At 70.9% G+C, this 26,219-nt stretch carries 28 protein-coding genes; 14 read left to right on the top strand and 14 right to left on the bottom strand.

Annotation, left to right across the window (positions count from 1 at the left end; all coding sequences use genetic code 11):
* Positions 1 to 119 precede the first annotated feature (119 nt).
* Positions 120 to 902 (top strand): hypothetical protein, encoded by a 783-nt coding sequence (locus tag AB0I66_RS40795; RefSeq protein ID WP_363213150.1) that lies wholly within the window; start codon positions 120 to 122, stop codon positions 900 to 902.
* 16 nt (positions 903 to 918) lie between these two features.
* Here the strand turns inward: AB0I66_RS40795 and AB0I66_RS40790 are convergent, their stop codons facing one another.
* Both AB0I66_RS40790 and AB0I66_RS40785 read right to left on the bottom strand, forming a co-directional pair.
* On the bottom strand, positions 919 to 1,665 hold the full coding sequence (locus tag AB0I66_RS40790) for an ABC transporter permease (RefSeq protein WP_363213149.1): 747 nt from the start codon (positions 1,663 to 1,665) through the stop codon (positions 919 to 921).
* Entirely contained in the window at positions 1,658 to 2,668 is a 1,011-nt protein-coding gene (locus AB0I66_RS40785; protein WP_363213148.1) for an ATP-binding cassette domain-containing protein, read from the bottom strand. Before AB0I66_RS40785 ends, AB0I66_RS40790 begins: the two co-directional genes overlap by 8 nt.
* A gap of 131 nt (positions 2,669 to 2,799) precedes the next feature.
* On the opposite strand from AB0I66_RS40785, the gene AB0I66_RS40780 reads away from it, so the two are divergent.
* Positions 2,800 to 3,585 carry a TetR/AcrR family transcriptional regulator gene (locus AB0I66_RS40780; protein WP_363213147.1) on the top strand — a complete coding sequence of 262 codons (786 nt, stop codon included), beginning with the start codon at positions 2,800 to 2,802 and terminating at the stop codon, positions 3,583 to 3,585.
* Positions 3,586 to 3,653: 68 nt separating this feature from the next.
* Here AB0I66_RS40780 and AB0I66_RS40775 read toward each other — a convergent pair whose 3' ends face one another.
* Positions 3,654 to 4,364: a TetR/AcrR family transcriptional regulator gene (locus AB0I66_RS40775; RefSeq protein ID WP_363213146.1), complete on the bottom strand. Its 711-nt coding sequence runs from the start codon at positions 4,362 to 4,364 to the stop codon at positions 3,654 to 3,656.
* A gap of 84 nt (positions 4,365 to 4,448) precedes the next feature.
* On the opposite strand from AB0I66_RS40775, the gene AB0I66_RS40770 reads away from it, so the two are divergent.
* The 3 genes from AB0I66_RS40770 to AB0I66_RS40760 all read left to right on the top strand — a co-directional run bounded on the left by AB0I66_RS40770 (position 4,449) and on the right by AB0I66_RS40760 (position 7,849).
* Entirely contained in the window at positions 4,449 to 6,599 is a 2,151-nt protein-coding gene (locus AB0I66_RS40770; protein WP_363213145.1) for an AAA family ATPase, read from the top strand.
* A 63-nt stretch (positions 6,600 to 6,662) separates the two neighbouring features.
* The gene (locus AB0I66_RS40765; protein ID WP_363213144.1) at positions 6,663 to 6,980 is read left to right on the top strand and encodes a metalloregulator ArsR/SmtB family transcription factor; all 318 of its coding nucleotides are present in this window, start codon (positions 6,663 to 6,665) and stop codon (positions 6,978 to 6,980) included.
* A complete protein-coding gene (locus tag AB0I66_RS40760; protein WP_363213143.1) occupies positions 6,977 to 7,849 on the top strand; it encodes an SRPBCC family protein in 873 nt (290 codons plus the stop codon). Before AB0I66_RS40765 ends, AB0I66_RS40760 begins: the two co-directional genes overlap by 4 nt.
* Here AB0I66_RS40760 and AB0I66_RS40755 read toward each other — a convergent pair.
* Positions 7,846 to 9,321, bottom strand: a complete 1,476-nt coding sequence (locus tag AB0I66_RS40755; protein WP_363213142.1) for a penicillin-binding protein 2 — start codon at positions 9,319 to 9,321, stop codon at positions 7,846 to 7,848. The two genes, AB0I66_RS40760 and AB0I66_RS40755, sit on opposite strands and share 4 nt — an antisense overlap.
* Positions 9,322 to 9,412: 91 nt before the next feature.
* Positions 9,413 to 10,357 carry an NAD(P)-binding domain-containing protein gene (locus AB0I66_RS40750; protein ID WP_363213141.1) on the bottom strand — a complete coding sequence of 315 codons (945 nt, stop codon included), beginning with the start codon at positions 10,355 to 10,357 and terminating at the stop codon, positions 9,413 to 9,415.
* Positions 10,358 to 10,467: 110 nt separating this feature from the next.
* Here AB0I66_RS40750 and AB0I66_RS40745 point away from each other — a divergent pair, with 110 nt between their 5' ends.
* The gene (locus tag AB0I66_RS40745) at positions 10,468 to 11,460 is read left to right on the top strand and encodes a helix-turn-helix domain-containing protein (protein WP_363213140.1); all 993 of its coding nucleotides are present in this window, start codon (positions 10,468 to 10,470) and stop codon (positions 11,458 to 11,460) included.
* Positions 11,461 to 11,471: 11 nt separating this feature from the next.
* Positions 11,472 to 11,969, top strand: a complete 498-nt coding sequence (locus tag AB0I66_RS40740) for a pyridoxamine 5'-phosphate oxidase family protein (RefSeq protein ID WP_363213139.1) — start codon at positions 11,472 to 11,474, stop codon at positions 11,967 to 11,969.
* On the opposite strand, the gene AB0I66_RS40735 is transcribed toward AB0I66_RS40740, so the two are convergent.
* The 3 genes from AB0I66_RS40735 to AB0I66_RS40725 all read right to left on the bottom strand — a co-directional run bounded on the left by AB0I66_RS40735 (position 11,970) and on the right by AB0I66_RS40725 (position 13,496).
* A complete protein-coding gene (locus AB0I66_RS40735) occupies positions 11,970 to 12,386 on the bottom strand; it encodes a VOC family protein (RefSeq protein ID WP_363213138.1) in 417 nt (138 codons plus the stop codon).
* Positions 12,387 to 12,396: 10 nt separating this feature from the next.
* Entirely contained in the window at positions 12,397 to 12,831 is a 435-nt protein-coding gene (locus tag AB0I66_RS40730; RefSeq protein WP_363213218.1) for a helix-turn-helix transcriptional regulator, read from the bottom strand.
* Positions 12,832 to 12,944: 113 nt separating this feature from the next.
* The gene (locus AB0I66_RS40725; protein WP_363213137.1) at positions 12,945 to 13,496 is read right to left on the bottom strand and encodes a hypothetical protein; all 552 of its coding nucleotides are present in this window, start codon (positions 13,494 to 13,496) and stop codon (positions 12,945 to 12,947) included.
* A 395-nt stretch (positions 13,497 to 13,891) separates the two neighbouring features.
* Here AB0I66_RS40725 and AB0I66_RS40720 point away from each other — a divergent pair, with 395 nt between their 5' ends.
* From AB0I66_RS40720 to AB0I66_RS40710, 3 genes are all read left to right on the top strand, one after another.
* The gene (locus AB0I66_RS40720; protein WP_363213136.1) at positions 13,892 to 14,386 is read left to right on the top strand and encodes a helix-turn-helix transcriptional regulator; all 495 of its coding nucleotides are present in this window, start codon (positions 13,892 to 13,894) and stop codon (positions 14,384 to 14,386) included.
* Positions 14,387 to 14,437: 51 nt separating this feature from the next.
* Positions 14,438 to 15,040, top strand: a complete 603-nt coding sequence (locus AB0I66_RS40715) for a hypothetical protein (RefSeq protein ID WP_363213135.1) — start codon at positions 14,438 to 14,440, stop codon at positions 15,038 to 15,040.
* Between the two features lie 107 nt (positions 15,041 to 15,147).
* Positions 15,148 to 15,489 (top strand): DUF2516 family protein, encoded by a 342-nt coding sequence (locus AB0I66_RS40710; protein ID WP_363213134.1) that lies wholly within the window; start codon positions 15,148 to 15,150, stop codon positions 15,487 to 15,489.
* A gap of 57 nt (positions 15,490 to 15,546) precedes the next feature.
* On the opposite strand, the gene AB0I66_RS40705 is transcribed toward AB0I66_RS40710, so the two are convergent.
* From AB0I66_RS40705 to AB0I66_RS40695, 3 genes are all read right to left on the bottom strand, one after another.
* A complete protein-coding gene (locus AB0I66_RS40705) occupies positions 15,547 to 16,887 on the bottom strand; it encodes a SpoIIE family protein phosphatase (RefSeq protein WP_363213133.1) in 1,341 nt (446 codons plus the stop codon).
* Between the two features lie 289 nt (positions 16,888 to 17,176).
* Positions 17,177 to 18,226 carry an NlpC/P60 family protein gene (locus AB0I66_RS40700; protein WP_363213132.1) on the bottom strand — a complete coding sequence of 350 codons (1,050 nt, stop codon included), beginning with the start codon at positions 18,224 to 18,226 and terminating at the stop codon, positions 17,177 to 17,179.
* A 216-nt stretch (positions 18,227 to 18,442) separates the two neighbouring features.
* Positions 18,443 to 19,240, bottom strand: a complete 798-nt coding sequence (locus tag AB0I66_RS40695) for a class I SAM-dependent methyltransferase (protein ID WP_363213131.1) — start codon at positions 19,238 to 19,240, stop codon at positions 18,443 to 18,445.
* A gap of 209 nt (positions 19,241 to 19,449) precedes the next feature.
* Here AB0I66_RS40695 and mshA point away from each other — a divergent pair, with 209 nt between their 5' ends.
* The 4 genes from mshA to AB0I66_RS40675 all read left to right on the top strand — a co-directional run bounded on the left by mshA (position 19,450) and on the right by AB0I66_RS40675 (position 23,417).
* The gene (gene mshA / locus AB0I66_RS40690) at positions 19,450 to 20,796 is read left to right on the top strand and encodes a D-inositol-3-phosphate glycosyltransferase (RefSeq protein WP_363213130.1); all 1,347 of its coding nucleotides are present in this window, start codon (positions 19,450 to 19,452) and stop codon (positions 20,794 to 20,796) included.
* Positions 20,789 to 21,286 (top strand): YbjN domain-containing protein, encoded by a 498-nt coding sequence (locus AB0I66_RS40685; protein ID WP_363213129.1) that lies wholly within the window; start codon positions 20,789 to 20,791, stop codon positions 21,284 to 21,286. Before mshA ends, AB0I66_RS40685 begins: the two co-directional genes overlap by 8 nt.
* An 88-nt stretch (positions 21,287 to 21,374) precedes the next feature.
* Entirely contained in the window at positions 21,375 to 23,033 is a 1,659-nt protein-coding gene (locus AB0I66_RS40680) for a glycoside hydrolase family 55 protein (protein ID WP_363213128.1), read from the top strand.
* A gap of 165 nt (positions 23,034 to 23,198) precedes the next feature.
* Entirely contained in the window at positions 23,199 to 23,417 is a 219-nt protein-coding gene (locus tag AB0I66_RS40675; RefSeq protein ID WP_363213127.1) for a hypothetical protein, read from the top strand.
* Positions 23,418 to 23,424: 7 nt separating this feature from the next.
* Here AB0I66_RS40675 and AB0I66_RS40670 read toward each other — a convergent pair whose 3' ends face one another.
* From AB0I66_RS40670 to AB0I66_RS40660, 3 genes are all read right to left on the bottom strand, one after another.
* The gene (locus AB0I66_RS40670; protein WP_363213126.1) at positions 23,425 to 24,156 is read right to left on the bottom strand and encodes a helix-turn-helix domain-containing protein; all 732 of its coding nucleotides are present in this window, start codon (positions 24,154 to 24,156) and stop codon (positions 23,425 to 23,427) included.
* Between the two features lie 42 nt (positions 24,157 to 24,198).
* Complete coding sequence (locus tag AB0I66_RS40665; RefSeq protein WP_363213125.1) at positions 24,199 to 24,855, bottom strand: TetR family transcriptional regulator; 657 nt, start codon at positions 24,853 to 24,855, stop codon at positions 24,199 to 24,201.
* A 96-nt stretch (positions 24,856 to 24,951) separates the two neighbouring features.
* Complete coding sequence (locus AB0I66_RS40660; RefSeq protein WP_363213124.1) at positions 24,952 to 26,184, bottom strand: peptide synthetase; 1,233 nt, start codon at positions 26,182 to 26,184, stop codon at positions 24,952 to 24,954.
* Between the last annotated feature and the right edge of the window lie 35 nt (positions 26,185 to 26,219).

Here is a 26,219-nt window from a genome sequence, read left to right as displayed (position 1 = left end):
GGCATGCTCGGGGGAGGGCTCTCGTGCCAGGGGCAGCGAACGGGGCAACGGGCGGTGGCTTCAGCGAATGGTTCCGCAGATACCGGGCCCGGTACGAATCGGCGGCTACGCGCGTCCTGTTGCTCGGCATCTTCGTGACCGGCCTGACCGCACAGTTCGTGAAGCCGGTCGGAGACGCTCTGGAGGGCCAGGCGTTCCTGGGCGGCGCACTGCTCAGCCTGGTGGGATATGTGCTGTACAACGCGGTGCAGGAACTGGCCGTGTCAGCCCGGCCACCCGACCGCGGCCTGGTCAACTCGCGTGACCTGGGCAGCCTCGTGGGTGAGGCCTTCCATGCCAGGAAGGTGGAAATCTGCTTCCTCGGCTATACGGGCGAGACCCTCTACAACGAGCTCTATCACCGGCTCGAGAGCCTTCAGAATGACCCGGGGCCGACCAGACGAGTATCGATAAGGATGCTGATACCGGACTTCGGCAGGGAGATGGCGGTGCCATCGCGTGTCGGCCCGGACGGCAGACCCGTCGACTACCCCGAGTTCCGGGCGCGGCTCGAGGCCAAGTGCCGGGAGTACGACCAGATCCTGTCGCGGCTCGCGGACCGGCTGACTGCCGACGGAAGGGTGGCGGTGCAGTGCGAGTACCGGCTGTACAACGGGGACCCGCGGGACAAAGTCTGCATCTTCAACAAGGAATTGGTGCTGTGCGGCCTCTATGACGTGGTCGCCACCATGTCCCTGCAAGATCCCGACTGCGAGGTCTACGACCCCAAGGGGTACAACACGGACCTCGCCGTACGCTCCCGCAAGGAGGGGACCGCAGCCGCTGAGACGGCCGTCGCGACGCAGATCAGTCACTTCGAGGGGGTGTGGAGTCTGGCGGCCACACCTTCCTGGCGCCGCTAGCCCGTTCTTGGCACTCCTACGCCGTCCGCCTCCTGAACAGCACCCCCGAAGCCCCCGCCGAAACCGCCGCGATGCCCGTGCACCATGCCAGTGCCACCCATGGTGTGGAGCCCACCGGGTGGTTGAGGAGCAGGCCCCGTAGGGATTCGATTACGTGGGTTACCGGTTGGTTTTCGGCGAAGGATTGGAGCCACGGCGGCATCGTCGACGTGGGGACGAAGGCGCTGCTCGGGTACGGGAGGAAGCTGACGAAGAAGGTGAAGCCGCCTGCCGCCTCGGGAGACTTGGCCAGGAGGCCCACCGCGGCCGAGAGCCAGGACAGGGCCAGGATGAAGGCCAGGAGGATGGCCGCTGCCGCCAGCCAGCCGGACAGGGTCGCCGTCGGGCGGAAGCCGATCGTGAAGGCCAGGGTCAGGACCAGGGTGGTGGCGATGAGGTTGCGGGCCAGCGAGGCGGCGACGTGGCCCGCCAGGATATGCGTACCGCCTATGTCCAGTGAGCGGAAGCGGTCGATGATGCCGCCCTTCAGGTCCTCCGTCACCGCGATCGCCGTGTTCGACGAGCCGAAGCCCGCGCAGAGCAGGAGCACCCCGGGGACCACGTACGTGACGTACGACCGCGTGTCCGTCTTGATCGCTCCGCCGAAGAAGTAGACGAAGATCAGCAGCATCATCACCGGAAGCGCCATGGCGGTGACCAGGGCGTCCACGTTACGGCGGCTGATGCGGATCGCCCGGCCGGTCATGATCAGGGCTTCAGACATGGGCCGGTCCCGATGTGTGTGACGGCGACGACGGGCCCGTCAGGGTCAGGAACACGTCGTCCAGCGTTGCCGTGCGGAGCGTGAAGGTCGCGAAATCCGTGCGGGTCGGGTCAAGGTCGTCCAGCAGCGCTCGTACGTCCCCTGCCGTGCCGTCCGTCGGGAAGCCCAGCGTCAGGGTTTCGGGGGCGTGGTGTGTGGCCCGGTCGGTCAGGCGGAGGTACGCCTCCCGGGTGGTCAGTTTCGCCTCCAGGCGGTGGCCCGACACCAAGGTCTTGAGGGACGACGGTGAGCCTTTCGCCACGATCTCTCCCTCGTGCAACACCGCGACCTGGTCCGCCAGTTGGTCCGCCTCCTCCAAGTACTGGGTCGTCAGGAAGACCGTCGTGCCCTGCGCCGTGAGGTCGCGTACCACCTCCCACATCTCGTGGCGGCTGCGCGGATCAAGGCCCGTCGTCGGCTCGTCGAGGAAGATGACCTCCGGCTCGCCCACCAGACCCGCCGCCAGGTCCACCCGGCGGCGCATGCCCCCCGAGTACGTGCGGACCAGGCGGTCGGCTGCTTCCGTGAGGTCGAAGCGGGCCAGCAGTTCCGCCGCCCGTGCGCGGGCCGTGCGGCGGGACAGGCCCGCGAGCCGCGCCATCATGCGGAGGTTCTCCGCGCCGGTCTGCGTCTCGTCGACCGCCGCGAACTGGCCGGTGAGGCTGATCGCGCGGCGGACCTCGCGACGACCCGTACGGATGTCGTGGCCCGCCACCCGCGCCGTGCCCGCGTCGGGCGTGGTGAGCGTGGTGAGGATGCGGACGGCTGTCGTCTTGCCGGCGCCGTTCGGGCCCAGGAGGGCGAAGACGGTGCCTGGTTGCACGTGGAGGTCGATGCCTCGGAGTACGGGGATCGGGCGGCGGGCGCCGGTTCCGGCTCCGTACGTCTTGGTGAGGGAGTTCGCTTCGATGGCTGGGGCTGGGGCTGGGGCTGGGGCTGGGGTGGGGGCTGGTGTGGGTGGCATGCGGTTGACCTCTCCCGGCGCGCGTCACGCGTTATTGCGTATGGGCTACGCATTACCGTGTAAGGGTTACGCAGAACTACGATGTGCGTCAAGAGAGGGCGAGCGGACCGGGAACAGGGAGGTGGCGGCTCATGGCGGCGGACAGTGACGGCGCGCAGGACCAGGGCACGGGGCTTTCCGCGAGCCTCGAAACCGCCTGGGGGCTGCGCGAGCGGCCGTCGAAAGGGCCCAAGCCCGGCCTGAGCCTCGAACGCATCGTCGACGCGGGCATCGCCGTCGCCGCGGCGGAGGGGATCGGCGCGGTCTCCATGGGGCGCGTCGCCAAGGCGCTCGGCGTCTCGACGATGTCGCTGTACCGGTACGTCTCCGCCAGGGACGAGCTGTACGTCCTCATGCAGGACGCGGCGACCGGCGCCCCGCCCGAGATGCCCGCCGACATCACGGGGTGGCGGGCGCGGTTGGAGTGGTGGGCGCGGGCTCAGCGCGAGGTCTTCCGGCGCAACCTGTGGCTCCTGCGTGTCCCCGTCACCTCGCCTCCCGCCTCACCCCACGCCCTGGAATGGATGGAGCAGGGGCTCGCGGCGCTCGACGACAGCGGGATCGACGAGGGCTGGAAGCTCTCCGTGCTCATGCTGGTGGGCGGGTTCGTGCGCAACGAGGTCGCGCTCATGGCCGATCTGGACGCGGCCATGAGGGCGGGGGGCCAGGGCCCCGACGAGGCGATGCGGCGGTACGCGCGCACGGTCGACGCCCTGACCTCGACCACCCCCGAACGGTTCCCGGCGCTGCGGCGGATGCTCGCCGCGGGGGTCCTCGACGTCGCGGACGGCGAGGGCGGCGAGGACCCGGAGTTCGAGTTCGAGTTCGGGATCAGGCGGGTGCTGGATGGGGTGGCGGTGCTGGTGGGGGATCGCTGAGGGCTCTGCTCGGGGGCGGGGCTGTTGCGATTCCCTGGCGCTCCCGTGGCGCCTCTCCGGCGACCCCCTCAGGCGTACCGCGCCAACCCCGACCGCAGTTGCCCGAACGCCCTGTTCGCCGCCACCACCGCCTCCGGCCACACCGCCTTCGCGCTCTCGCCCGCGTCGATGCGGCGCCAGTTCTCCATGGCGAGGATGCGCTGTACGGCGATGATCTGGCCGGCGGCCAGCCGCGCGGCCAGCGCCTCGGCGTCCGAAGCCGCCTCGCCGAGCGCATCGCCATGTGACGCAGCCTCGCCCAGCGCCTCGCCCAGCGCCCTCTCCGACCGCTCCTGATACGCGTACAGCCGTGCCACCAGCGACGGCGTCCCGTACAGCAGACGGTGGAAGGCCAGTACGTGGACGTTGTCGCAGAGGCCGGTCACCGGGTCCTGGCGCTCCAGGCCGTCGAGGAAGTGGCGTTGCAGGGCGTCCAGGGGGGAGCGTTTCGCGGGGCGTCCGGTCACCACGCGCGCCGCCTCGTCCACGTGGTCCGCGAACCGGTGGAGTACGAGGTCCTCCTTGGCCGGGAAGTACCGGAACAGGGTCGGCTTCGAGATCTCGGCGGCCGCCGCCACCTCCGCGACCGGCACCTTCTCGAAGCCCTTCTCCAGGAAGAGCGCGATCGCCGCGTCGGAGACCGCCTGGTACATCCGCTGCCGCTTGCGTTCGCGCAGGCCGGGGGCGCCGCTGTCCCCCGTGCCCCCGCCCCCGCCCGTGGCCTCTTCTGTGTCCGTCATGGCGGGAGCCTATCCCATGGTTGATTCCTGGTAACGAATTTAACTCAGCAACAAACGTTACTCGGTTACATTATTCTGGTCCTCATGGCGCCCATCAACGAAATCCTCGACGAAATCCTCGACGAAGCCCTGGCCCGCGAACGCCGCTACCACGACACCTGTCGCACCGCCCTCACCGGCATGGTCGACGGCGCCGAGGAGCAAGTCGTCAACGGAGCCGACGTCTCCGCGTCCGGCGCCGACGCCGAAGTCCTCGGCTATCAGTTCCGCAGCCACGCCAAAGCCATGCGCGAACTCCCCGAAGCCCCCCTCTTCTTCGGCCGCCTCGACTTCGCCGCCGACGGGCCCGAAGCCGCCGAAGCCGGTGATCACCGCGGGCAGAGCTACCACGTCGGCCGCCTCCGCATCACCGAACATCCCTCGGCCCCGCCCCTCGTCGTCGACTGGCGCGCCCCCGTCTCCCGCGCCTTCTACCAGGCGGGAGCCCGCGACCCGCAGGGCGTCGCCGTCCGCCGCCGCTTCGGCTGGGCCCCCGGCAGCAAGGGCGACTCCGCCGACCTCACCGGCCTGGAGGACGAGCCACTGGCCGGCGGCTGCAAGCCCGACGGCTGCAAGCCCGACGGCAGCAAGCCCGACGGCGGCAAGCCCGAAGGCACCCCGCTCACCCCACCCCCACCGAGCAGCCGCATCCTCGCCGGAGAGATCGAGCGCCCCCGCGTCGGCCCCATGCGCGACATCGCCGCCACCATCCAGCCCGAGCAGGACGACCTCGTCCGCGGTGAACTCACCGCGTCCGTCTGCGTCCAGGGCGCCCCCGGCACCGGAAAGACCGCCGTCGGCCTGCACCGCGCCGCCTATCTCCTCTACACCCACCCTCAGCGCGTGCAGCGCGCAGGGCTGCTCATCCTCGGACCCAACCGCACCTTCCTGCGCTACATCGCCGAGGTGCTCCCCTCCCTCGGCGAGACCGGCGTGCGGCAGTCCACCGTCGCGGACGAGATCGCCAGGGCGACCGCACCCGTACGGGCCGAGGACGGTGAGGCCGCGGCGAGCGTCAAGCACGACGCCCGCATGGCGGAGGTCCTGCGCCGCGCGCTCTACTCCCGCGTCGCGCCGCCCACCCGCTCCCTCGCGGTGCCGGACGGCTCGTACACCTGGCGGGTCGCACTCGACGACCTGGAGCGGATCATCGCGGACGTGCGCGCCGAGGAGCCGCCTTACGCCGTCGGCCGCGAGCGCGTACGCACCCGTGCCGTCCGCCACATCCAGGACCAGGCCGAGCGCCGCGCGGGCGCCGTGAACAACGCCTGGCTGCAGAAGATCTCCCGCGCCCGCCCGGTCTCCGCCTTCGTCGACGAGGCCTGGCCCAGGGTCAAGCCGGAGGAGGTGCTCGCCGCCCTGTTCGCCGACCCGGAGGCGCTCGCCGCCGCGGCCGACGGCATCCTCACCCCGGACGAGCAGTGGGCGATCCGCTGGGCAAGGCCCCCGCGCTCGTACAAGTCGGCGAAGTGGTCCGCCGCCGATCTCGTCCTGCTCGACGAGATCGCCGGGCTGCTCGAACGGCCCGAGGGATACGGCCACATCGTCGTCGACGAGGCCCAGGACCTCTCCCCGATGGAGGCCCGCGTGATCGCCCGCCGCGCCGGCTTCGGCTCGCTCACCGTCCTCGGCGACCTCGCCCAGGGCACCACCCCGTGGGCGGCCCGCGGCTGGCCCGAGCTCCTCGCCCACCTCGGCAAACCCGACGCCACCGTCACCCCGCTGACCACGGGTTTCCGCGTCCCGAAGGCGGTCGTGGGGCTCGCCAACCGTGTCCTCGCCTCGCTCGACGTCGACGTACCGCCCGCTCATTCGCTGCGTACGGACGGTGAGTTGAGGGTCCGGGAGGTGCGGGCCGTCGACATCGCCGCCGCCACCGTCGACGCGGTGCGTGCCGCGCTGGCCCGCGAGGGCTCGATCGGTGTCATCGCCGCCGATGCCGACACCGCCCGGCTGCGCGCGGCCCTCGACGCGGCCGGCATCGGCAGCGCCGGCCCCGACGACCTCGGCGCGCGTGTGGCGGTGCTGCCCGCGTCCGTCGCGAAGGGTCTGGAGTACGACCACGTCGTGGCCGTCGAGCCCGCCGCCATCGCGGAGGCGGAACAGCGCGGGCCCAGTCGGCTCTATGTGGTCCTGACCAGGGCGGTGTCCCGGCTCGACGTGCTCCACAGCCGCCCGCTGCCGTGGGAGGAGTGACTCGGCGGACGCCAACGTAAGCATGCCGTTGCGGTTATATAGCCATGGGGTTATGTTCGGAGTATGCCCATACCGTTCGACGTCCTCGCCGAGCCGAGCCGCCGCAAGATCCTCGACCTGCTGCTCGAACGCCCCCACCTGGTCGGAGAGATCACCGAGCGGCTCGGTCTGAGCCAGCCCGGCACGTCCAAGCATCTGCGCGTCCTGCGCGACGCGGGTCTCGTGCGGGTGCGGCAGGACGCGCAGCGCCGCTGGTACGAGCTGCGGCCCGAGCCCCTCGCCGAGCTCGACGCCTGGCTCGCGCACTACCGGCACCTCTGGGCGGGCCGGCTCGACGCCCTCGAACGGCACCTCGACGTCATGGACGGTGACTCCTCATGAACCCGCACTCCGACACCCTCGGCCCCGACGAGGAAGGCGACCGCAGCGTCCTGCGGATGGAGCGCCGCCTCGCGCACCCGCCCGCCAAGGTCTGGGCCGCGATCACCCGGCCGGAACACCTCGCCCAGTGGTTCCCCTCCGAGGTGACCCTCGAACTGCGGCCCGGCGGCGCGATGGGCTTCCACTTCCCCGGCGACGAGGGCCCCGGCATGACCGGCGAGGTCACCGACGCGGACGAGCCCCGCCTCTTCGCCTTCAGCTGGGGCGACGACCACCTGCGCTGGGAGATCACCCCGGACGGCCCCGACGGCCGTGGCTCGCTCCTGACCCTCGTCCACACCTTCGGCGACCGCTTCGGCGCCCCGAGCTTCGCCGCGGGCTGGCAGCTGTGCATCTCGGCGCTCGGCCAGTTCCTCGACGGCGGGCAGGCCGAGGTGAGCCGGGACGTGGGCGAGCTGCACGAGGCGTATCTGGAGCAGTTCGACCTGGGCCACGGGCAGGTCACCGGCGAGGGCATCCGGTTCGAGCGGCAGCTGGTGCGGTCCGCCGACGAGGTGTGGGCCGAACTCTGCTCGGGCGAGGTGCCGTTGGAGGGCGACACCGCGCCCGACGGTTTCCTTGCGGACGGCGTGTCCGCGGGCCCGGTGACCGCGCTGCGGGCGCCGGAGTTCCTCACGTACGCCGTGCATCCCAAGGGTGAGGTCCGCTGGGAGTTCGGCGAGGGCACGGGCTACGGCACCCGGCTCGTCCTCACGCAGACCGGTCCGTTCGACGACCCGGCGGCCAAGGACGAGGCGCTCGCCGCCTGGCACGCCCGCATCGAGCGGCTGGCGGGGCGCCTCCTCGAAGGCCGACCGGTGACGGGCTAGTCGTCGAGGACCGCCTCCATGACCGCCTTCGCGATCGGCGCCCCGAGCTTGCCGCCCGCGATCTCCGAGCGCGGGATGTTCATGTCCTTCGGGTCGACGAAGACGGCGACCGCGACCGGGGACGAGCCGTCCTCGTTCTTGGCGTAGGAGACGAACCAGGCGTACGGCCGCTCGTCGTTGACGTTCGAGCCGTGCTGGGCGGTGCCGGTCTTGCCGCCGACCGTGACGCCGTCGATCTGGGCCTTGTTGGCCGTGCCCTCCTCGACGGTGTGCTCCATCATCTCCTGCACCTTGCCCGCGGTGTCCTCGGAGACGGCCTGGCTCAGCTCCTGCGGCTTGCCCTTCTCGATCGTCGAGAGGTCGGGGCCGCGCAGCTCCTCCACCAGGTACGGCTTCATCACCTTGCCGTCGTTGGCGAGGCCCGCCGCGACCATCGCCATCTGCAGCGGCGTACTGGTCAGGCTGCCCTGGCCCATGCCGGTCAGGGCGGTCTGCGGCTTGTCGAGGCCGTCCGGGTAGCTGCTCGCGGACGAGCGCACGGGGACGAACTGCTGCTTGTTGAAGCCGAACTTCTCCGCCGTCTCGCGCATGTCGTCGTCACCGACCTTGAGCGCGGTGTCCAGGAAGACGTTGTTGCACGACCACTGCATGCCGACCTTCAGCGAGGCCTTGTCGCAGGGGGCGCCGGGCACGTCGTTGCCGATCGTCGTGGAGCTGAGCGGCAGCTTGTAGGGGGCCTTGGCGTCGGTGCGGTCGTCGATGTCGTCGATCACGCCGTGCTCCAGGGCCGCCGCGGCGGTGAGGATCTTGAAGGTCGAGCCGGGCGGGTAGATCTCGCGCAGCGCCCGGTTGGAGAGCGGCTTGTCCTTGTTCTTGCTGAGCCGCGTGAACTCCTTGCCCTCCTTCTGCGAGATCCCCGCGAAGACGGAAGGGTCGTACGAGGGAGTGCTGGCCATCGCGAGCACCTTCCCGGAGCGCGGGTCGAGCGCGACGACCGCGCCCCGCGCGTCGAGGTCCACCAGACCCTGGTACGCGGCCTTCTGGGCCTTGGGGTCGATGGTCGTGATGACGTCGCCGCCCTTGCGCTTCTCGCCGGTCAGCATGTCCAGGGTGCGGCGGATGAAGAGGCGGTCGTCGTCGCCGCTGAGCACGTCGTTCTCGACGCCCTCCAGGAAGGTCGCGCCCTGGGCCTGCGAGAAGTAACCGGTGACCGGCGCGTACATGGGGCCCTCCTTGAAGACCCGCTGGTACTTGAAGTCGGTGCCGCTGACTTCCTTCGAGCCGGTGATCGGCTTGCCGCCGACGATGATGTCGCCGCGGGGGTGGGAGAAGGCCTCGATCTGCACGCGGCGGTTCTTGTCGTGCTTCGCGAGCGACTCGCCCTCGGCGAACTGCACCCAGGTCGCCCGCAGGAGCAGGGCGAGCGTCAGCACGCCGCAGAAGACGGCTATGTGGCGCAGCGGCTTGTTCATCCGGTCCCCCCAAGACCCGTGACACCAGGTGGTGATGACGTTTCATCATGCGCCCGGAGCCACGGATCTCCCGCGTGTTGTTGCCGAATGGTCACACTTGCATCGTGTCCCGCCGATCCGTCCGCAGAACCTCGATCACGCTCGCATAGCTGTCGGAGCCGTGCCCGGCGGCGCTCGCCCGCTCCATGGTGGCCTTCAGAAGTTCCGGCAGCGCGTTGTCGACACCGCGGTCGGCCGCCGCGTGGATGAGGTGTCCGATCGCCGCGATCTGTACGTCGACGGTGGCGTCGTCGCCCGGATAGCGCCCGGCGTCCACCTGGGCCGCGTAGGTGTCGAGGAAGCCCGCGACGGCGTGCCGCATCCAGCGGATGGCGACGGGCGTGAAGTCGGTGGCCGGGGTCGCGTCCGCGCCGACCACGGCCGTGCCGTGCAGCCAGCCGGTGAACGTGGACCACATCAGGCCGAGCAGAGCGGCGTCGTAGAGCGAGGCACGGCCCGGCTCCGGGCCCAGGTACAGCGGGTCGCCCAGCGCGGCGAGGGTGGCGCGGTGTGCCTCGAACACCTCGGCCGAGCCGCTGTAGAGGAACATCATCTCCGGGTTCCCGACCCCCGGCGGAGTGGTCATGATCGCCCCGTCGAGATGACCGAGCCCCAGCGACTCGGCCCACTTCGCGGCCTCACCGGCCTGCTCCGGGGAGCCGGAGGTGACGTTGACCAGGGCCTTTCCGGCGAGGGCCGCGGAGACCGGGTCCAGGACGGCGTGCAGGGCGTCGTCGTCGAGCACGCAGGCGAGGATCAACGGGCTTGCGGCGACGGCCTCTTCGGGAGTGGCGGCCAGGCGGGCGCCGCGTGCGACGAGGGGGTCGGCCTTGGCGGGGGAGCGGTTCCAGACGGTGGTGGGGTGGCCGTTGTCCAGGAGGGCGGCGGCGAGGGCGGCACCCATGTTGCCGAGGCCGATGACGGTGACGGGGGGCTTGGGTTCTGGGCTCGTCCGCTCTGTGCTCGTGCTGTTTGTGGCGGCGTTCTCTGCGTTCATGCGGACCACGCTCGCAGCGGGCGGCGGCGTCGGACAGTGACAGGGGTGACGGCGGCCACCAAATTCCTGCCACGCCCCGAGGCGGCTCCGGTGCGGCCTAGTCTCACCGTATGAGCGCTGGTTCCGTGGCCCTGGTCGTGACCGAGGAGATAGCGATCCCGTCCTGGGATCTGTACGAACTGAGCATCCCCTGCACGGTGTTCGGCAAGCCGCAGCCGGACCTGGCCGAGCAGTGGTACGACTTCCGGCTGTGTGGCACCGCGCACGAGGACGAGGGTGCTGCCTTCGGCATGACGGTGCGTACCCCCTACGGCCTGGACGACATCGTCGGGGCGGACACGGTCATCGTCACCTCGGTGCCGGACGCGTGCGTGGAGGACGGCCGCCCGCTGCCGGACGGCCTGACGGCGGCGCTGCGTCGCGCGTACGACGAGGGGGCCCGCATGGTCTCCCTCTGCACCGGCGCCTTCGCGCTCGCCGAGGCGGGGCTGCTCGACGGCCGCAGGGCCACCGCGCACTGGATGCACACCGCCCAACTCGCCGCGCGCTACCCGAAGGTGGAGGTCGACGACTCCGTCCTCTACGTGGACGACGGCGACGTCCTGACCAGCGCGGGCGTCACCGCGGGCCTCGACCTGTGCCTGCATCTGGTCCGCCGCGACCTGGGCGCGCACGTCGCCAACCAGCTGGCCCGCCGCATGGTCGTACCCGCGCACCGCCCCGGCGGCCAGGCCCAGTTCATCGACCTCTCCGTGCCCGCGACCGACGACGAGGGCCTCGGACCCGTCCTCGACTGGGCGCGCGCCCGCCTCGACCGCCCCCTGACGGTCGACGACCTGGCGCGCCGCGCGGCAATGAGCCCGCGCACCCTCTACCGCAGGCTCCAGGCGGCCACCGGCACGACCCCGCTCCAGTGGCTGCTCAACCAGCGCCTTGCCCGCGCCCAGAGCCTCCTCGAATCGACCGCCGCCCCGATCGACAAGATCGCCGAACTGAGCGGTCTGGGCACGGCGAACAACCTCCGCCACCACTTCCTCAAGCAGGTGGGGGTGTCACCGGGGGACTACCGCAGGGCCTTCGGGGCGGGCGCGGCCACCGGCTAGGGTCCACGCTCATGGGGAACACGGAGATCGTTCGTGGTGAAGGACGTCGCGACGGGCGTCGTGAAGGGTCTCGCGAAGGGCCGGAGCGCAGGCGCGAGACGCTGGAACGCCTCGACCGGGAGCGGGACATCTGGCTGTCGACGTCCCACTCGGAGCACGGGCCCCACCAAGTGCCCCTGTGGTTCTGGTGGGACGGCGCCGCGTTGTGGATGTGCACCGGCGAGACCTCCGTGACGGTCCGCAACGCGCGGCAGGAGCCCCGGGTGCGCCTCGCCCTGCCGGACACCGTCGATGTGGTGCTCGTCCAGGGCGAGGCGGAGTGCTTCCCGGCCCCCGGTGTCCCGCGGGAGACCGGGGACGGGTTCGCCGCCAAGTTCGGCTGGGACCCGCGCGAGGAGGAGGGCTCCTTCGTGTATCTGCGGGTGACGCCGATGACGGTGCGTGCCTGGTGCGGCGAGCACGAGCTGACCGGCAGGGTCCTGATGCGGGCCGGGGCGTGGGTGGTGTGACTACTTCGCGCGCGGCTGGTTGAAACGCAGCATGTTGCCCGCCGGGTCGCGGAAGGCGCAGTCGCGGACTCCGTACGGCTGGTCCATCGGCTCCTGGAGCACGTCGGCGCCCGCGGCGCGGATCCGCTCGAAGACGGCGTCGATGTCGGTGGTGCGGAAGATGACGCCGCGCAGCATGCCCTTGGCCATCAGCTCGGCCACGGCCTGGCGGTCGGCGTCCGACGCGTTCGGGTCGGCGAGCGGCGGTTCGAGGACGATCTCCACGTCCGGCTGCGCGGGCGAGGCGACGGTGACCCAGCGCATCCCCTCGAAGCCGACGTCGTTGCGCACCTCCAGACCGAGCACGTCGCGGTAGAAGGCGAGGGCCTTGTCGTGGTCGTCGACGGCGATGAAGCACTGTGCGAGGTTGATTTCCATGCGTACGACGCTACGTACCGGCGTCGGGTTTCGCTTCTCCGTTCCTGATCGGTGCGTTTTCGGCCGGGGCGTTTTTCGGCGGCCCGTTCTTCGGCGGCCCGTTCTTCACCGGTCTGGTGTGGGTCTTGGCGACGCAGGCGGGGATGGCGGCGCTGTGGGAGTGGTCGCGGGCGCGGTACGCGCTCGGGCTCTCGCCGACCAGTTCGGTGAACCGTGAGCTGAAGGAGCCGAGCGACGTACACCCGACGGCCATGCAGACCTCCGTCACCGACAGGTCCCCGCGCCGCAGCAGCGCCTTGGCCCGCTCGATCCTGCGGGTCATGAGATAGCTGTACGGGGTCTCGCCGTAGGCGGTGCGGAAGCTGCGCGAGAAGTGCCCCGGCGACATGAGGGCGGCCCGGGCCAGCGCCGGGACGTCCAGGGGCTCCGCGTAATCGCGGTCCATCCGGTCACGGGCCTGGCGGAGCCGGACGAGGTCGGAGAGAGACACAGACACACGACGAACGTTACCGACCGCCTGGAAAAGGCGGCCGGTAACGCGCGCGCTGCGGGGGTCGGTCAGGCCGCGGGGCAGAGCGCGGCGGGAGCCACGGTCGCCGCGTGCACAGGGTGCACGGGGTGCACGGGCCGCACGGAGGGTGCGTTGCCGGCGGCGGCCTTGGCCACCGTCACCGCAGCGGCCTGCGATCGGCCGCGGGCGAAGACGACGAGCCGCAGCACGGCGAACCGTGCGACACCGGCGAGCGCGGAGGCCGACAGGTAGACGACCTGTTCGAGCACCGCGCCGGGCGCCGTCACCAGCAGCTGAAGTGCCAGCATCGCCAGGCAGGTCACCGCGTACGCGGCCGCGGCGGACCCTGCCGACTGTGCGTGCTGACGCCCGGTGGCCCGCCCGCCCGCGCCGAAGGTGAAGCGGGCGTGCAGCTCGGTGGCCAGGAGCGTGGACACCACGGTGATCAGGGCGTTGGCCAGCGCCCAGGGGAGCCAGGAGGCGAGGGCCGCGACGGCGAAGCTGGAGGCGACCCCCACCCCGCCGCCACAGAGCACGAAGCGGGCGAAGGCGGTGAAAGCGCCGGGTGCCGCCGATTGCTGACGCTGTGCTGATTCCATGATCCGATCCCCTCCCTCGCTGCTTCGTGCGGCGTGTTCTCCGCTTCAGTGGTGCCATCGTGGCACACGACTGGTGCCACGTCGAGTCATTATTGGTGTCAGGCGTGGCGCCGATGGCGTCAGGGGGTGGCAAGGGCCCGTAAATGTGCAGGTCAGGGGCTGACTCGCGACGGCGCCAACACCCGCAAAATCTCTGGATGCTTCACGCGCCGGGCGGTGGTTTCTGGCGGGTGGTGGCGCCGAATGGCACCACGTGGCGCCATCCTGGGCGCCGCGCCCGGCGGGTAAGTCAGCCAGTGAGCCCGACAGTGAGCCCGGCGGCGCGATCAGTGGCGTGGCACACTTTTGCAAGCAGGCGCTTGCAATAGTTAGCAAGGGGCGTGCAGTATCGACGCATGGCATCACTCAACGTCGGCAATCTCGGTGAGTATCTGCGCGAGCAGCGGCGCAACGCGCAGCTCTCGCTCAGGCAGCTCGCCGAGGCCGCCGGGGTGTCCAATCCGTATCTGAGCCAGATCGAGCGCGGCCTGCGCAAGCCCAGTGCCGACGTGTTGCAACAGGTGGCCAAGGCGCTGCGGATCTCCGCCGAGACGCTGTATGTCCGGGCCGGAATCCTCGACGAGAAGGAGCGGGACGAGCTGGAGACGCGCGCCGTCATCCTCGCCGACCCCTCCATCAACGAGCGGCAGAAGCAGGTCCTGTTGCAGATCTACGAGTCGTTCAGAAAAGAGAACGGCTTCGAGGTCTCCGAGTACGCGGACGACATGGACGACATGGACGACATGGGTGACGCGGACGACATGGACGCCACCGCTGACGGCCCCCGCACGGCCGACGGCAGTGCTGCCGACGGCAGTGATGCCGGCACCAAGGACCACCCCACAAGCTGACCGACCTGAGCTCGCTGACCGAGCTGACGCGAATCCGGGAGGACCATCGCCATGGCCATCAAGGACGACCTGCGCACCACCCTCACCGACACCACCCCCGCCTACTTCGTCGTCGGCACCGCCGACCTCGCCTTCCAGCAGGCGAAGAAGGTGCCGGGCGCCATCGAGCAGCTGATCGCCGAGGCCCCGGCGCGTATCGACGCCGTGCGCAACACCGACACCAAGGCCGTCCAGGACAAGGCGGTCGCCCGCGCCAAGGAGGCGCAGGAGACCCTTCAGACGCGGTTCACCGAGCTGCTCGGCACGCTCGACACCGACCTGAAGAAGCTGGGCGAGAGCGCGCAGGGCTTCGCCCTCAGCTCGGTCGGCGTCGCCGCCGAGTACGCAGTGAAGGCGCGCGAGAAGTACGAAGAGGTCGCCGAGCACGGCGAGCAGGCCGTGCGGACCTGGCGCGGCGAGGCCGCCGAGGAGATCACCGAACTGGCCGTCGCCGTCGAGCCGGACGCCCAGGAGAAGCCGGCCGCCACCGACGCGTCGGTGACGTCGGACTCCGCCGAGCCGACGGCCGCCGCCCCGGCGAAGAAGCCGGCCGCCAAGAAGGCCCCGGCCGCTCGCAAGCCCGCGGCGAAGAAGACCACGCCGCCCGCGAAGTAGGACCGAGCACCGGGCCGGGCACTCTCGAAGTGCCCGGCCCGTTCTCCGGGTAGCGGGTACGGTGTCCGCGTACTCAAGAGCCGAGACTGGTGGTGGACGTTGTGCTGATGCAGGGGTTCGCAAACTTCATGTGGCTGCTGTCGTTGGCGCTGATCGTCTTCAGCGGCTTCGCGCTCGTCGACGCGGCCGTCCGGCGTGAGGACGCCTATCGCGCGGCGGACAAGAAGACCAAGCCGTTCTGGCTGATCATCCTCGCGCTCGCCTTCATCGTGAACCTGATCTTCAACATCCTGTCGTTCCTGCCGATCATCGGGCTCATCGCGACCATCGTCTACATGGTCGACGTACGCCCCGCGCTGCGGCAGATCACCGGTGGAGGCGGCGGCGGTGGACGCCGCGGCGGCTCCAGCAGCGACGGTCCCTACGGGCCGTACAACGGCGGCCGGTAGTCGGTAGCCCGGTAGCCCGGTAGCCGGTATCGACAGCCGGGCTTCAGGCCGGGGCCGTCAGCGGTCCCGGTCGAGCAGCAGTACGGCCACGTCGTCGGTCAGATCCCCGCCGTTGAGCTCACGCACCTCGTTCACCGCGGCCTCCAGGAGCTCGTCGCCCCGCAGGCCCGCCGCGATCTGGCGGCGCAGCATCTCCACCATGCCGTCCTGGCCCAGGCGCTGGTTGCCGTTGCCGACGCGCCCCTCTATCAGCCCGTCCGTGTAGAGCATCAGGCTCCACTTGCCGCCGAGTTCCACCTGGCGGCGCGGCCAGCGGGCGTTCGGCAGGAGTCCGAGCGCCGGACCGTTGGTGTCGTAGGGCAGCAGCTCGGCGAGGTGGCCGTCGCGCGCGATCAGCGGTGACGGGTGGCCCGCCAGGCAGAGCCCGGCCCGGCGGCCGTCCGGGGCGATGTCGACCGTGCAGAGCGTCGCGAAGATCTCGTCGTCGGCGCGCTCGTGCTCAAGGACCTTCTGCAGCGTGCCGAGCAGCTCGTCGCCGCACAGCCCCGCGAAGGTCAGCGTCCGCCAGGCGATGCGCAGCTCGACACCGAGCGCGGCCTCGTCCGGGCCGTGGCCGCAGACGTCGCCGATCATGACGTGCACGGAGCCGTCAGGGGTGCGCACCGTGTCGTAGAAGTCGCCGCCCAGAAGGGCGCGCGAACGCCCCGGACGGTAGCGCGCGGCGAACCGCAGCGGTGAGCCGTCCAGGAGCGGCGTCGGCAGCAGGCCGCGCTCCAGGCGGGCGTTCTCCTGGGCCCGCAGGCGGGACTCCGTCAGCTGGCGCTGGGCGGCGTCCGCGCGCTTGCGCTCCACGGCGTACCGGATGGCGCGGCTCAGGAGCCGCCCGTCCAGCTCGTCACGGAAGAGATAGTCCTGGGCGCCGACCCGCACGGCCTCCGCGCCGCCCTCGGTGTCGCCGCTCGCGGTGAGCGCGAGGACGGCGTGCCGGGGAGCGAGGCGCAGGACGTGCTTGAGCGTGGCGAGCTCGTCCGCTTCCTCCTCCGGGGTGCTCGCGGGGCCCGCGAGGGCCAGGTCGAGCAGGATGCAGTGCACGTCGTCGGTGAGCAGCCGCTCGGCCTCGGTGAGGTTGCGGGCGGTGCGGACCCTGATGGGCTTGCCCGCGGAGTCGAGCATCTGCGGGACGCTCAGGGAGCCCACCGGGTCGTCCTCGATGACCAGGAGGCTGAGGCCGGGGCCGCTCGCCTGCTGGTCCCTGTCCCGGGACGTCGGCAGATGCCCCACGGGGGCGGGTACGGCTTCGGGCGCCTGCACGGGTGCGGGCGTCGGCGTCGGCAGAGCGTGAGCCTGACCGCCTTCCGCGGCCGGGATCGCTCTCTGCCGCGGTATGGGTACGGGCATGGCTTCGGTTTCCTTCCCTCCCCCCGAGGGCATGGTGGATCGACGGTCGAACGCTCCACCGACGGGGACCATAGCGTTAGGCGAGCCCCGATTGGAATGGCGCGCGGCAAACAGCCACCGTCATATGCCGCATCAAGGACCGCAATTGGGCACGACAGCCTCCGACAGGGATGACGAACATCACGCCCGGAGGGTTGAGAGACGCGCCCAAGGTGCGGTGGGTCACATGACGTGGCACACAGAGGTCGCCGGGTCCGGCCGCCGGGGCGGCCGGACGGTCTCCGGACGCCTACTTGTCGGGGCGCACGACCCCGAGAATCTTCATCGAGCCCGCGCCCGCGACGGTGACATCGCGGCCTGGCCGCGGCGCGTGCACGATCGCGCCGTCACCCACGTACATCCCGACATGGCTGGCGTCCGCGTGATAAATGATCAGGTCGCCGGGGCGCATGTTCTTGATGTCGATGCGCGGGAGCTGCTTCCACTGCTCCTGTGACGTACGCGGAATTCCCTTGCCCGCGGCGGCCCAGGCCTTGGACGTGAGGCCGGAGCAGTCGTACGACGAGGGGCCCTCGGCGCCCCAGACGTACGGCTTGCCGATCTGCTCGGTGGCGAACGCGACGGCCTTCTTGCCCGGCCCGGTCGCCTTGCCCTTGATGTCGTCGAGGACGCCCGAACTCACCCACGCCGACTGCTTCTTGAGCTGGGCCTCTTCCTCGAGCTTCTTGAGCCGCTCCAGCTCCTTCTTCTCGAGCTTGGACTCCATCTCCTCGGCGGCCGCGATCTTCTTCTTGATCTTCTTCTTCGACGCGGCCTTCGCCTTGCGGTTGGACTCCAGCTTCTTCCACTGGGCGGTGGCGTCCTTGGCGTAGATCCGCAGGTCTTCCTGCGTCCGCTCCATCTCCGTCAGCATGCCCTTGGTGGCCTTCTGGCCCTGCCGCATCCGCCCGGCGCCGTCCAGGAACTCCTGGGGGTCCTCGCTCAGCATCAGCCGGGTCTCGGAGGCGACCCCGCCGCTGCGGTACTGGGCGCGGGCGGCGGCGCCCGCTCGGGACTTGAGCTTGTCCAGCTTCTGCTGGCCCTTGGTGATGGAGCGGGCGAGCTTCACGATCTGCTTGGACTGCTTCTCGCTCTTCTCCTCCGCCGCGTTGTACGCGTCCGTGGCGACGCCCGCGTCGTGGTAGAGCTTCTCGATCTCCTTGCGCAGCTCTTCAAGGGACGTGGTGCTGCCGGGCGTTGGCTTCGCCGGACTCGCGTGGGCCGTGCCCGGGGCGCTCAGCACCACTGCCGCGCAGATCAGCGCCAGGCCAGCCACTGTCGAACTCCGCTTGCCGGTCACGTCCGCCTCCCCCAAAGCTGATTTACCGTCAGTAACTTACGAGTGCACCGGGGATGCTGCCATGCCGACGCGCAATGCGACAGAGCGCGGCGGCAACTCCGACCCCCACCGCCCCATGTGACGAATGGCACTCGTAGATCGTTCCCTCCGCGGCGCGCCGCACGCGGAGTTCACCCGCCGCCGACGCGCGAATTCACCCGGAGGCACCCCGCGCGTTCACCCGTGGCGCGGCGCCAACGCTTCCCACCGCACCGTCACTTCGCCCTGCCGCCAACGCGCCGGACGGTCCGCCACCGGCCAGTCCGCGGTCAGATCCCGCACCGTCCTGATCCACCGCTGCCGGGCGCCGTACGAGGCGTAGGGCGCGGCGGCGGCCCAGGCGCGGTCGAAGTCGCGCAGGAACGCGTGCACCGGCTCACCCGGCACGTTCCGGTGGATCAGCGCCTTGGGCAGGCGCTCGGCGAGGTCGGAGGGCCGGTCGAGCGATCCGAGGCGCGTCGCGAGGGTGACCGTGCGCGGTCCCTCGGGCCCGAGCGCGACCCAGACGTGCCGCCGCCCGATCTCGTCGCAGGTCCCCTCGACGAGCAGCCCGCCGGGCGCGAGCCGCCCGCACAGCCGTTCCCACACGGCGGCGACCTGCTCCTCGTCGTACTGCCGGAGCACGTTCGCGGCCCGGATCAGCGCGGGCCTGCCGGGCAACGGGATTTCGAAGCCGCCGTGCCGGAAGGACAGCCCCTCCCGCTCGTACGGCTGCGCGGCCGCGACCCGGGCCGGATCGATCTCGACGCCGACCACGCGCGCGTGCGGGGCGGCGGTCCTGAGCCGGACGAGCAGCTCCACGGCCGTCCAGGGGGCGGCCCCGTAGCCGAGGTCGACCGCGACGGGGTCGGCGGAGCGCCGCAGCCCGGCGCCGTGCGTGGCGGCGATCCAGCGGTCCATGCGGCGCAGCCGGTTGGGGTTGGTGGTCCCGCGCGTCACCGTTCCCACGGGGCGGGAAGGAGTGCGGGAGGCCATGGTGGAAAGGGTATGCGCCCTGGTGCCGGGGGTACGCGGCACGTGCCGTGAGGGCATGGGCCGAGTCTCGGACTGCAATGGGTTGAGCTGTGTCCGGTAATGATTTGGCAAAGAGGAAATGGAGTCGCCCCTTCCGATGTTCTCCCTCCGGAGGACCGTGCACGCCCTCCCTTGAGACATGCCCGCGCGCGCACAAGGAGGACCGCCACGTGAGCCAGTACGTGACCAGGCTCGGCCGTCGCTCGCCGGCAGCGCCCAGCAGGCTCCGGCTCCCGGTCGGCAACCGTCGTCCCCGCCGGGTGGCCATGCTCAGCGTGCACACGTCCCCGCTGCACCAGCCGGGCACGGGCGACGCGGGCGGCATGAACGTCTACATCGTGGAGCTGGCCAAGCGCCTCGCGGCCATCAACATCGAGGTGGAGATCTTCACGCGCTCGACGACGGGCGCACTGCCGCCCGCCGTGGAACTCGCTCCGGGCGTCCTCGTGCGCCACGTCGACGCGGGACCCTACGAAGGCCTGGCGAAGGAAGAGCTGCCCGCCCAGCTCTGCGCCTTCACGCACGGCGTGATGCAGGCATGGGCGGGCCACCGCCCCGGTTACTACGACCTGGTCCACTCCCACTACTGGCTCAGCGGGCACGTCGGCTGGCTCGCCGCCGAGCGCTGGGGCGTGCCGCTCGTGCACGCCATGCACACCATGGCGAAGGTCAAGAACGCGGCGCTCGCGGAGGGCGACACCCCGGAGCCCGCGGCCCGCGTGATCGGCGAGACGCAGATCGTGCGCGCCGCCGACCGCCTCATCGCCAACACCTCCGAAGAGGCCGACGAGCTCGTACGCCACTACGAGGCCGAGGTGGGCAAGGTCGCCGTCGTGCACCCCGGCGTGAACCTCGACCGCTTCCGCCCGGCCGACGGCCGCGCGGCGGCCCGGTACCGCCTCGGCCTCCCGCAGGACGCCCTCGTCCCGCTCTTCGCGGGCCGCATCCAGCCCCTCAAGGCGCCGGACGTCCTGCTCCGCGCGGTCGCGGTCCTCCTCGACCAGCGCCCCGACCTGCGCAGGAACATCGTCGTCCCCGTGGTGGGCGGCCCGAGCGGCAGCGGACTCGCGAAGCCGGAGGGCCTGCAGAAGCTGGCCGCCAGGCTGGGCATCGCGGACGTGGTCCGCTTCCAGCCGCCGGTGGGCCAGGAGCAGCTCGCGGACTGGTTCAGGGCGGCCTCGGTCCTGGTGATGCCCTCGTACAGCGAGTCGTTCGGCCTGGTCGCCATAGAGGCCCAGGCGGCGGGCACCCCGGTCCTCGCCGCGTCGGTGGGCGGTCTGCCGGTCGCCGTACGCGACGGAGTGACGGGCTTCCTGGTCGACGGCCACGAACCGGCCCACTACGCGCGCGTGCTCCGCGAATTCGCCGAGACCCCGCACCTCGTGGACCGCATGGGCGACGCGGCCGCACGGCACGCGCAATCCTTCGGCTGGGACACGGCCGCGTCCGCCACGGCGGACGTCTACACGGCGGCGGTGCACGAACACCGGCGTCGCGTACGCTCGCATCATGGCTGATCAGACGGACGCAGCGGCGATCGGGATCATCGAACAGACGCTGAACGAAGCGGGACTGGACTGGGAGAGCCCGCAGAGCGGCTCCTTCGTCGTGACGCTCCCCGGCACCCGCAAGCTGTCGACGACGCTCTCGCTCCGGGTCGGCAAGCACGCGCTGTCGCTGACGGCGTTCGTGATCCGGCACCCCGACGAGAACCACGACGCGGTCCACCGCTGGCTCCTGGAGCGGAACCTGCGCCTGTACGGCGTGAGTTACGCGATCGACTCCCTCGGCGACATCTACCTCACCGGCAAGCTCCCGCTCTCGGCGGTCACCCCCGACGAACTGGACCGCCTGCTCGGCTCGGTCCTGGAGAACGCGGACGGCTCCTTCAACACCCTCCTCGAGCTGGGCTTCGCCTCGGCGATCCGCAAGGAGTACGCGTGGCGGGTCTCGCGGGGCGAGTCCACGCGCAACCTGGACGCGTTCACTCACCTGACCCAGCCGTAGGACACCTTCCCTCTGACGTGGGCCCGTGGCATGCTCCCGCCCATCGCAGACATGAACGACGTTCACATCCATGGAAGGTGGCGGCAGCATGGGTAGGGAGCTCCTGAGCAGACGCGGTGCACTCGGAGGGGCGATAGCCGTGGCGACGGCCGCCGTGACCGGCGGGACCGCGCACGCAGGGTCGGGCGAAACCCCCGCCCTCTGGCGGGAGTTCAGGGCGGCCCCGTACACGCACCCCCAGATCCCCTACATAGCCCGGGCGGGCGCCCGCTCCGGCACCCGCCGCCTGCCCCGGCCCAAAGTGGTCGCGAACGCGCGGGACTACGGGGCGGTCCCGGACGGCACGCAGGACGCGGCCCCGGCGATCAACCGCGCGCTGGCCGAAGCGGGGGAGCGGGGCGGCGGCACGGTGCTCCTCCCGCCCGGCACGTACCGCATCGACGGCATCATCCGCCTGGCCCACGACAACGTGGTCCTGCGAGGCGCGGGCAGCGACCGCACCACCCTCCACGCGACGAAGAACCTCACGGAACTCATCGGCCCGTACGGCTCCCGCTACGGCGGCGACAAGTCGAGCTGGTCCTGGGCCGGCGGGCTCATCTGGTTGTGCCCGCAGGCTCGTTGGGAGTCGCTGACGACCGCCATCAGGGCGAAGGCGTGGCCTTTCGAGGGCTGGACGGGCAACAAGCGGGACGAGTGGGAGACCCTCACGACGGTCGCTCCCGCGCGCCGAGGCGACCGCACCCTGCGGGTCAAGGACACATCGCGCCTCCACAAGGGCGACTTGGTGCTGCTGCGTCTGGCGGACGACGCAGGCCACACCCTCCTGGAACACATGGCGGGCGGCGGCCCGGGCGCCGAGGCGTACACCTGGGACGACAAGACGAAACTGACGTCGTACGTCCCCTACGAGTGGCCGGTCCGCATCACTTCAGTAAAGAAGAGCACGGTCACCCTCGAACGCCCGCTCCCCCTGGACGTACGCGAGGAGTGGGACCCCCGCCTGACGACGCACGTCAAGGCGCTGACCGGCGCGGGGATCGAGGGCCTGACGCTCGAAGCCGTGGAGACCCCGCAGTCGCCCCACCTCCTGGACAAGGGCTACAACGGGGTGACGTTCCAGTGCGCGTACGACTGCTGGGCGGACGACATCGTGGTCCGTCACGTGGACAACGGCTTCGGTCTGGTGAGCGCGTCGGCCTGCACGCTGCGCCGCACGCGGGTGGAGGGCAGGGGAGCGCACCACCCGTACTTCTGCCGCGAGGGCTCGCACGACAACCTGACCGAGGACTTCCGTATAGCCCGGCGCACGGTCCCGGCCCCCTCGGGCACCCAGCTCCACGGCATCAACGTCGAGGGCCTGTCCTCCTACAACGTCTGGTCCCGGGGCGAGATGGAGATGGGCACGTTCGACAGCCACCGTGGCATGCCCTTCGCGAACGTCCGCACGGACATCACGGTCGACAACAACGGCCGCCACGGCGGGGACGCGAGCGCGGGCCCCCTCTTCGGGGCCCGCTTCACCCACTGGAACATCCGCGTCACCAACGGCCGCGCGGGCCTGATGAAGATCGACGGCCTGGCGCCCTACAGCGCCACGGTCGGCATCAACGAGGTCCGTGAGTTCGACCAGATCGACGTACCGGACTTCTCCGGAGAGCTGCACTCGCGACTGGAGCTCTACGGGACGACGGATGCGGTGCGGCCGGGGAATCTGTACGAGGCGCAGCGGGAGCTGCGCCCCTGATAAGCCCGCCTGACCCGCCTGACGATTCCGTGTCTGACAAGCCCACCGATTCGGCCCCCCACGGGCGTTATGTCGCCAACCGCGCCCAACTGAGTGCCCCCATCACGCGGTTCCGGCTACACAAGATGACCGGGACGTTCTTGCCTGATGGGGAGGGCCGGCCAAGTGGTGCTGACGGTCGATCTCGCGGTCCTGCTGGCTGTCGTCATCTTTCTGCTGTGGCGCAGACGTCCGCTGGCCCGGAGTCGGATCAACACGGGGATGACCATGGCCGTCGTGCTGGTCTTCGGCGTACTGATCGCCCCGACGGCCTTCGGGCACGGGATCTTGGACGCCGTCGGTGAGGTCGCGCAGGGCATCTCGGACGTGGGGAGCAGTCCGTGAGCCGTGGCTAGGGGGTGGGGGTTGCTGATGGTGCCGGGGCGATCGCGTCGCCGATCGCCCCGCCCGTGGCATCGCGCACGGCTCGCGCGATGCGGCCGATCACGTCGCCCTCGAAGTCCGCGGGGATGGCGCCGCGCAACGAGGCGGCGCCGAGTTCCTCGTTGACGACCCGGAAGGCGGCGGAGGCTGCCGCTCCGTGCAGCCGCACCGCGAGGTCGCCGGGCGGGCGCGCGAGCCGTTTCGCGATGATCGCGGTCATTTCGCGCTCCACCTGGTCACAGGCCATGAGCCAGGCCGTCCGGATCGGCGGTTCACGGTCCGCGAGCCGGATCATCTTGATCGCGAGGAGGGTGTCGGAGCGCTCCACGGCGTCGGCGGCGTCCTCGTGCCTGATGACCTCCGCGGCGAGATGGTCCTCGAGGGAGAGGTGGCGCGGCCAGCTCCGCAACGCGCTCATCTCCCATTCGACGCCTTGCGTCACGATGGGTTCGGCGCAGCTTTCCTTGCTGCGGAAGTGGCGCCAGATGGTGCGGGTGGACAGGCCCACCGCCGCGGCGATCCGATCGCCGCTGGTCGCGGCGACGCCGTGCTCCCAGAAGAGGCGGGACGCCTCCCGGGAGATCTCCAGGCGCAGCCGGTGGCGCCGGCGCTCGCTCATCCCTCTGGCGCCAGAGCTGGTGAGCGCTTCCATCCGGATCACCTCATCACGGCACATGGTCGTCTGCCGGTCGTCTGCCACCAGTTTATGTCATCAAGTGTCACGATGGCATTTAGTGGCTCACTAGACGGTGGCGACCGGGTCCCCCACGGCGCCTCCCGTGGCCCGGCGCACGGCGGACGCGATGCGTTCCGAGGCGTCGGCGAACTGTGCGGGGTCGGCGCCGTCGAGGAGAGCCGCGCCGATGTCCTCGTTGAGGACCCGGAGGGCGGCCGAGGCCGCGGCGGCATGCAGGCGTACCTCAAGGTCGGTGGCCGGGCGCCCGAGCCGCTTCGCGATGATCTCCGCCATCTCGCGCTCGACCTGGTCACAGGCCATCAACCAGGCGGTACGCAGGGCGGGTTCCGTGTCGGCGAGCCGGATCATCCGCATCGCGAGGCCGGTGTCGGCCAGTTCTACGGCATCGGCCTCGCGGCGGAACCGGCTCGCCTCCGTACGGAAGCGCTCTTCGAGCGAGACCTCCGGCGGCCAGCCGCGCAGCGTGCTCATCTCCCATTCGACGCCTTGCGTGACGATGGGTTCGGCGCAGCTTTCCTTGCTGCGGAAGTGGCGCCAGATGGTGCGGGTGGACAGGCCCACCGCCGCGGCGATCTGGTCGCCGCTCGTGGCGTCCACGCCCTGCTCCCAGAAGAGGCGGGACGCCTCCCGGGAGATCTCCAGGCGCAGCCGGTGGCGCCGCTGGTCGCTCATCCCGCTCTTGCCACGCTTGGCCGTCGCCATGCCGGTCACTTCCGCTCGTGTTCTTGCCGGTGCGTCAGTGTCATATTGACATTAAGTGACGTCCGGTGCCAGCACGGCAGGGCTGGTCTCCCTGGTCTACGTGTGGCCGGTGTGGCGACAAGCCTCGGCCAGTACGGCGCCGATGTCCCCGACAAGACCGGCGACAGGGTCGTGGGTCAGCTCGGTCATCCGGAGCCGCCCGCCGACGGTGACCACACCGAGCACATGCTCCCCGCGCAACTGCGTGATCTGCGCCGGGCCCCACAGAGCCGTGAGCGTGCCCGTGCTCCGCGGCCGTGGTTCGGCCACGCCGAGGTTGGTGATCTGGATGTCGGCCGCGGTGGCGGCGGCCATCATCGCCTCGGCCTCCTCCCCGTTCGCCGGGGCATGCTCCGTGAGCTGCGCGGCGGCGCCCTTGAGGGCGTGCGGGGCGCGCTGGCGCGTGAGGGACTCGCGAGCGTTCCGCGCCAGCTTCCAGAAGTCGCCGGCCTCGTGCGCCTCACTCGAGGTCTTGGCCCCGACGAAGCGGTTCACCACCTCGTCGGGCAGGTCGGCGGCGCGGCGCAGATCGACGGGAGTCAGCACCCGTACGAACTCACGTCCTCGCCGGTGGAACACCACCGCGGCGGCGGCGCAGAGCGCGGCGTGCACCGACGTGCCCTCCAGGCGGCAGCGCTGGACGAGCCGGCTGGTCAGCTCCTCGTCGAGGGCCAGGGACTGCAGGTGCGGCAACTGCCCGGAGTATGGGGCGAGTCCGCCGGTGTCGTTCATGCGCGGATCATCCGGGGCGGGACTCTCGGTCAGCGTGGCCCACGGCGTTGCCATTCGGGCGAGCAGGTCTTCCTGCGCCTCCGGGACACCGCCGGGCGGCCGCTCCTCGCCGTCCAGAACCGCCACCAGGTCGAGCAGCGCCCGCAACCCGCCCACCCCGTCGGCGATCTGGTGCGCGAAGGTGAGCACGATGTCGCACCGCGGGCCCCGCGGCAGCAGGGCGGCGCGCACCGGCGGGCCCGCGTCCTGGGGGATCGGCCGGGTCTGCTCGGCGGCCGCGAAGGCCTGCCAGGGCGTGCCCTCGGGCAGCGTCGTCACCGGGATCGCGCGGTCGGTCCGCCGGTACACGGCCTTGGCCGCGGTGCGGTCCACCGTCACCGCGAGCAGCGGGTGCCAACGGCACAGCTCCGCCAGCGCGGTCGCCAGCTCGGCCTCCGAAACGGGCCGGTCGAGCTCTGCGACCAGAGAGAACTGGAGGGGGTTGCGGCGCATGTAGAAGTCGATGGTCCGCTCGAACGCGCCCAGGGGTCGGACGATGTCGCCTCGGCTCGTGGTCACAGTGGCTTCCTTCCTCGTAGCGCTGCTGCTGTCGG

Source organism: Streptomyces sp. NPDC050439, assembly GCF_040655335.1.
GTDB lineage: Bacteria > Actinomycetota > Actinomycetes > Streptomycetales > Streptomycetaceae > Streptomyces.
This window is presented reverse-complemented; position numbering and strand designations above follow the sequence as displayed.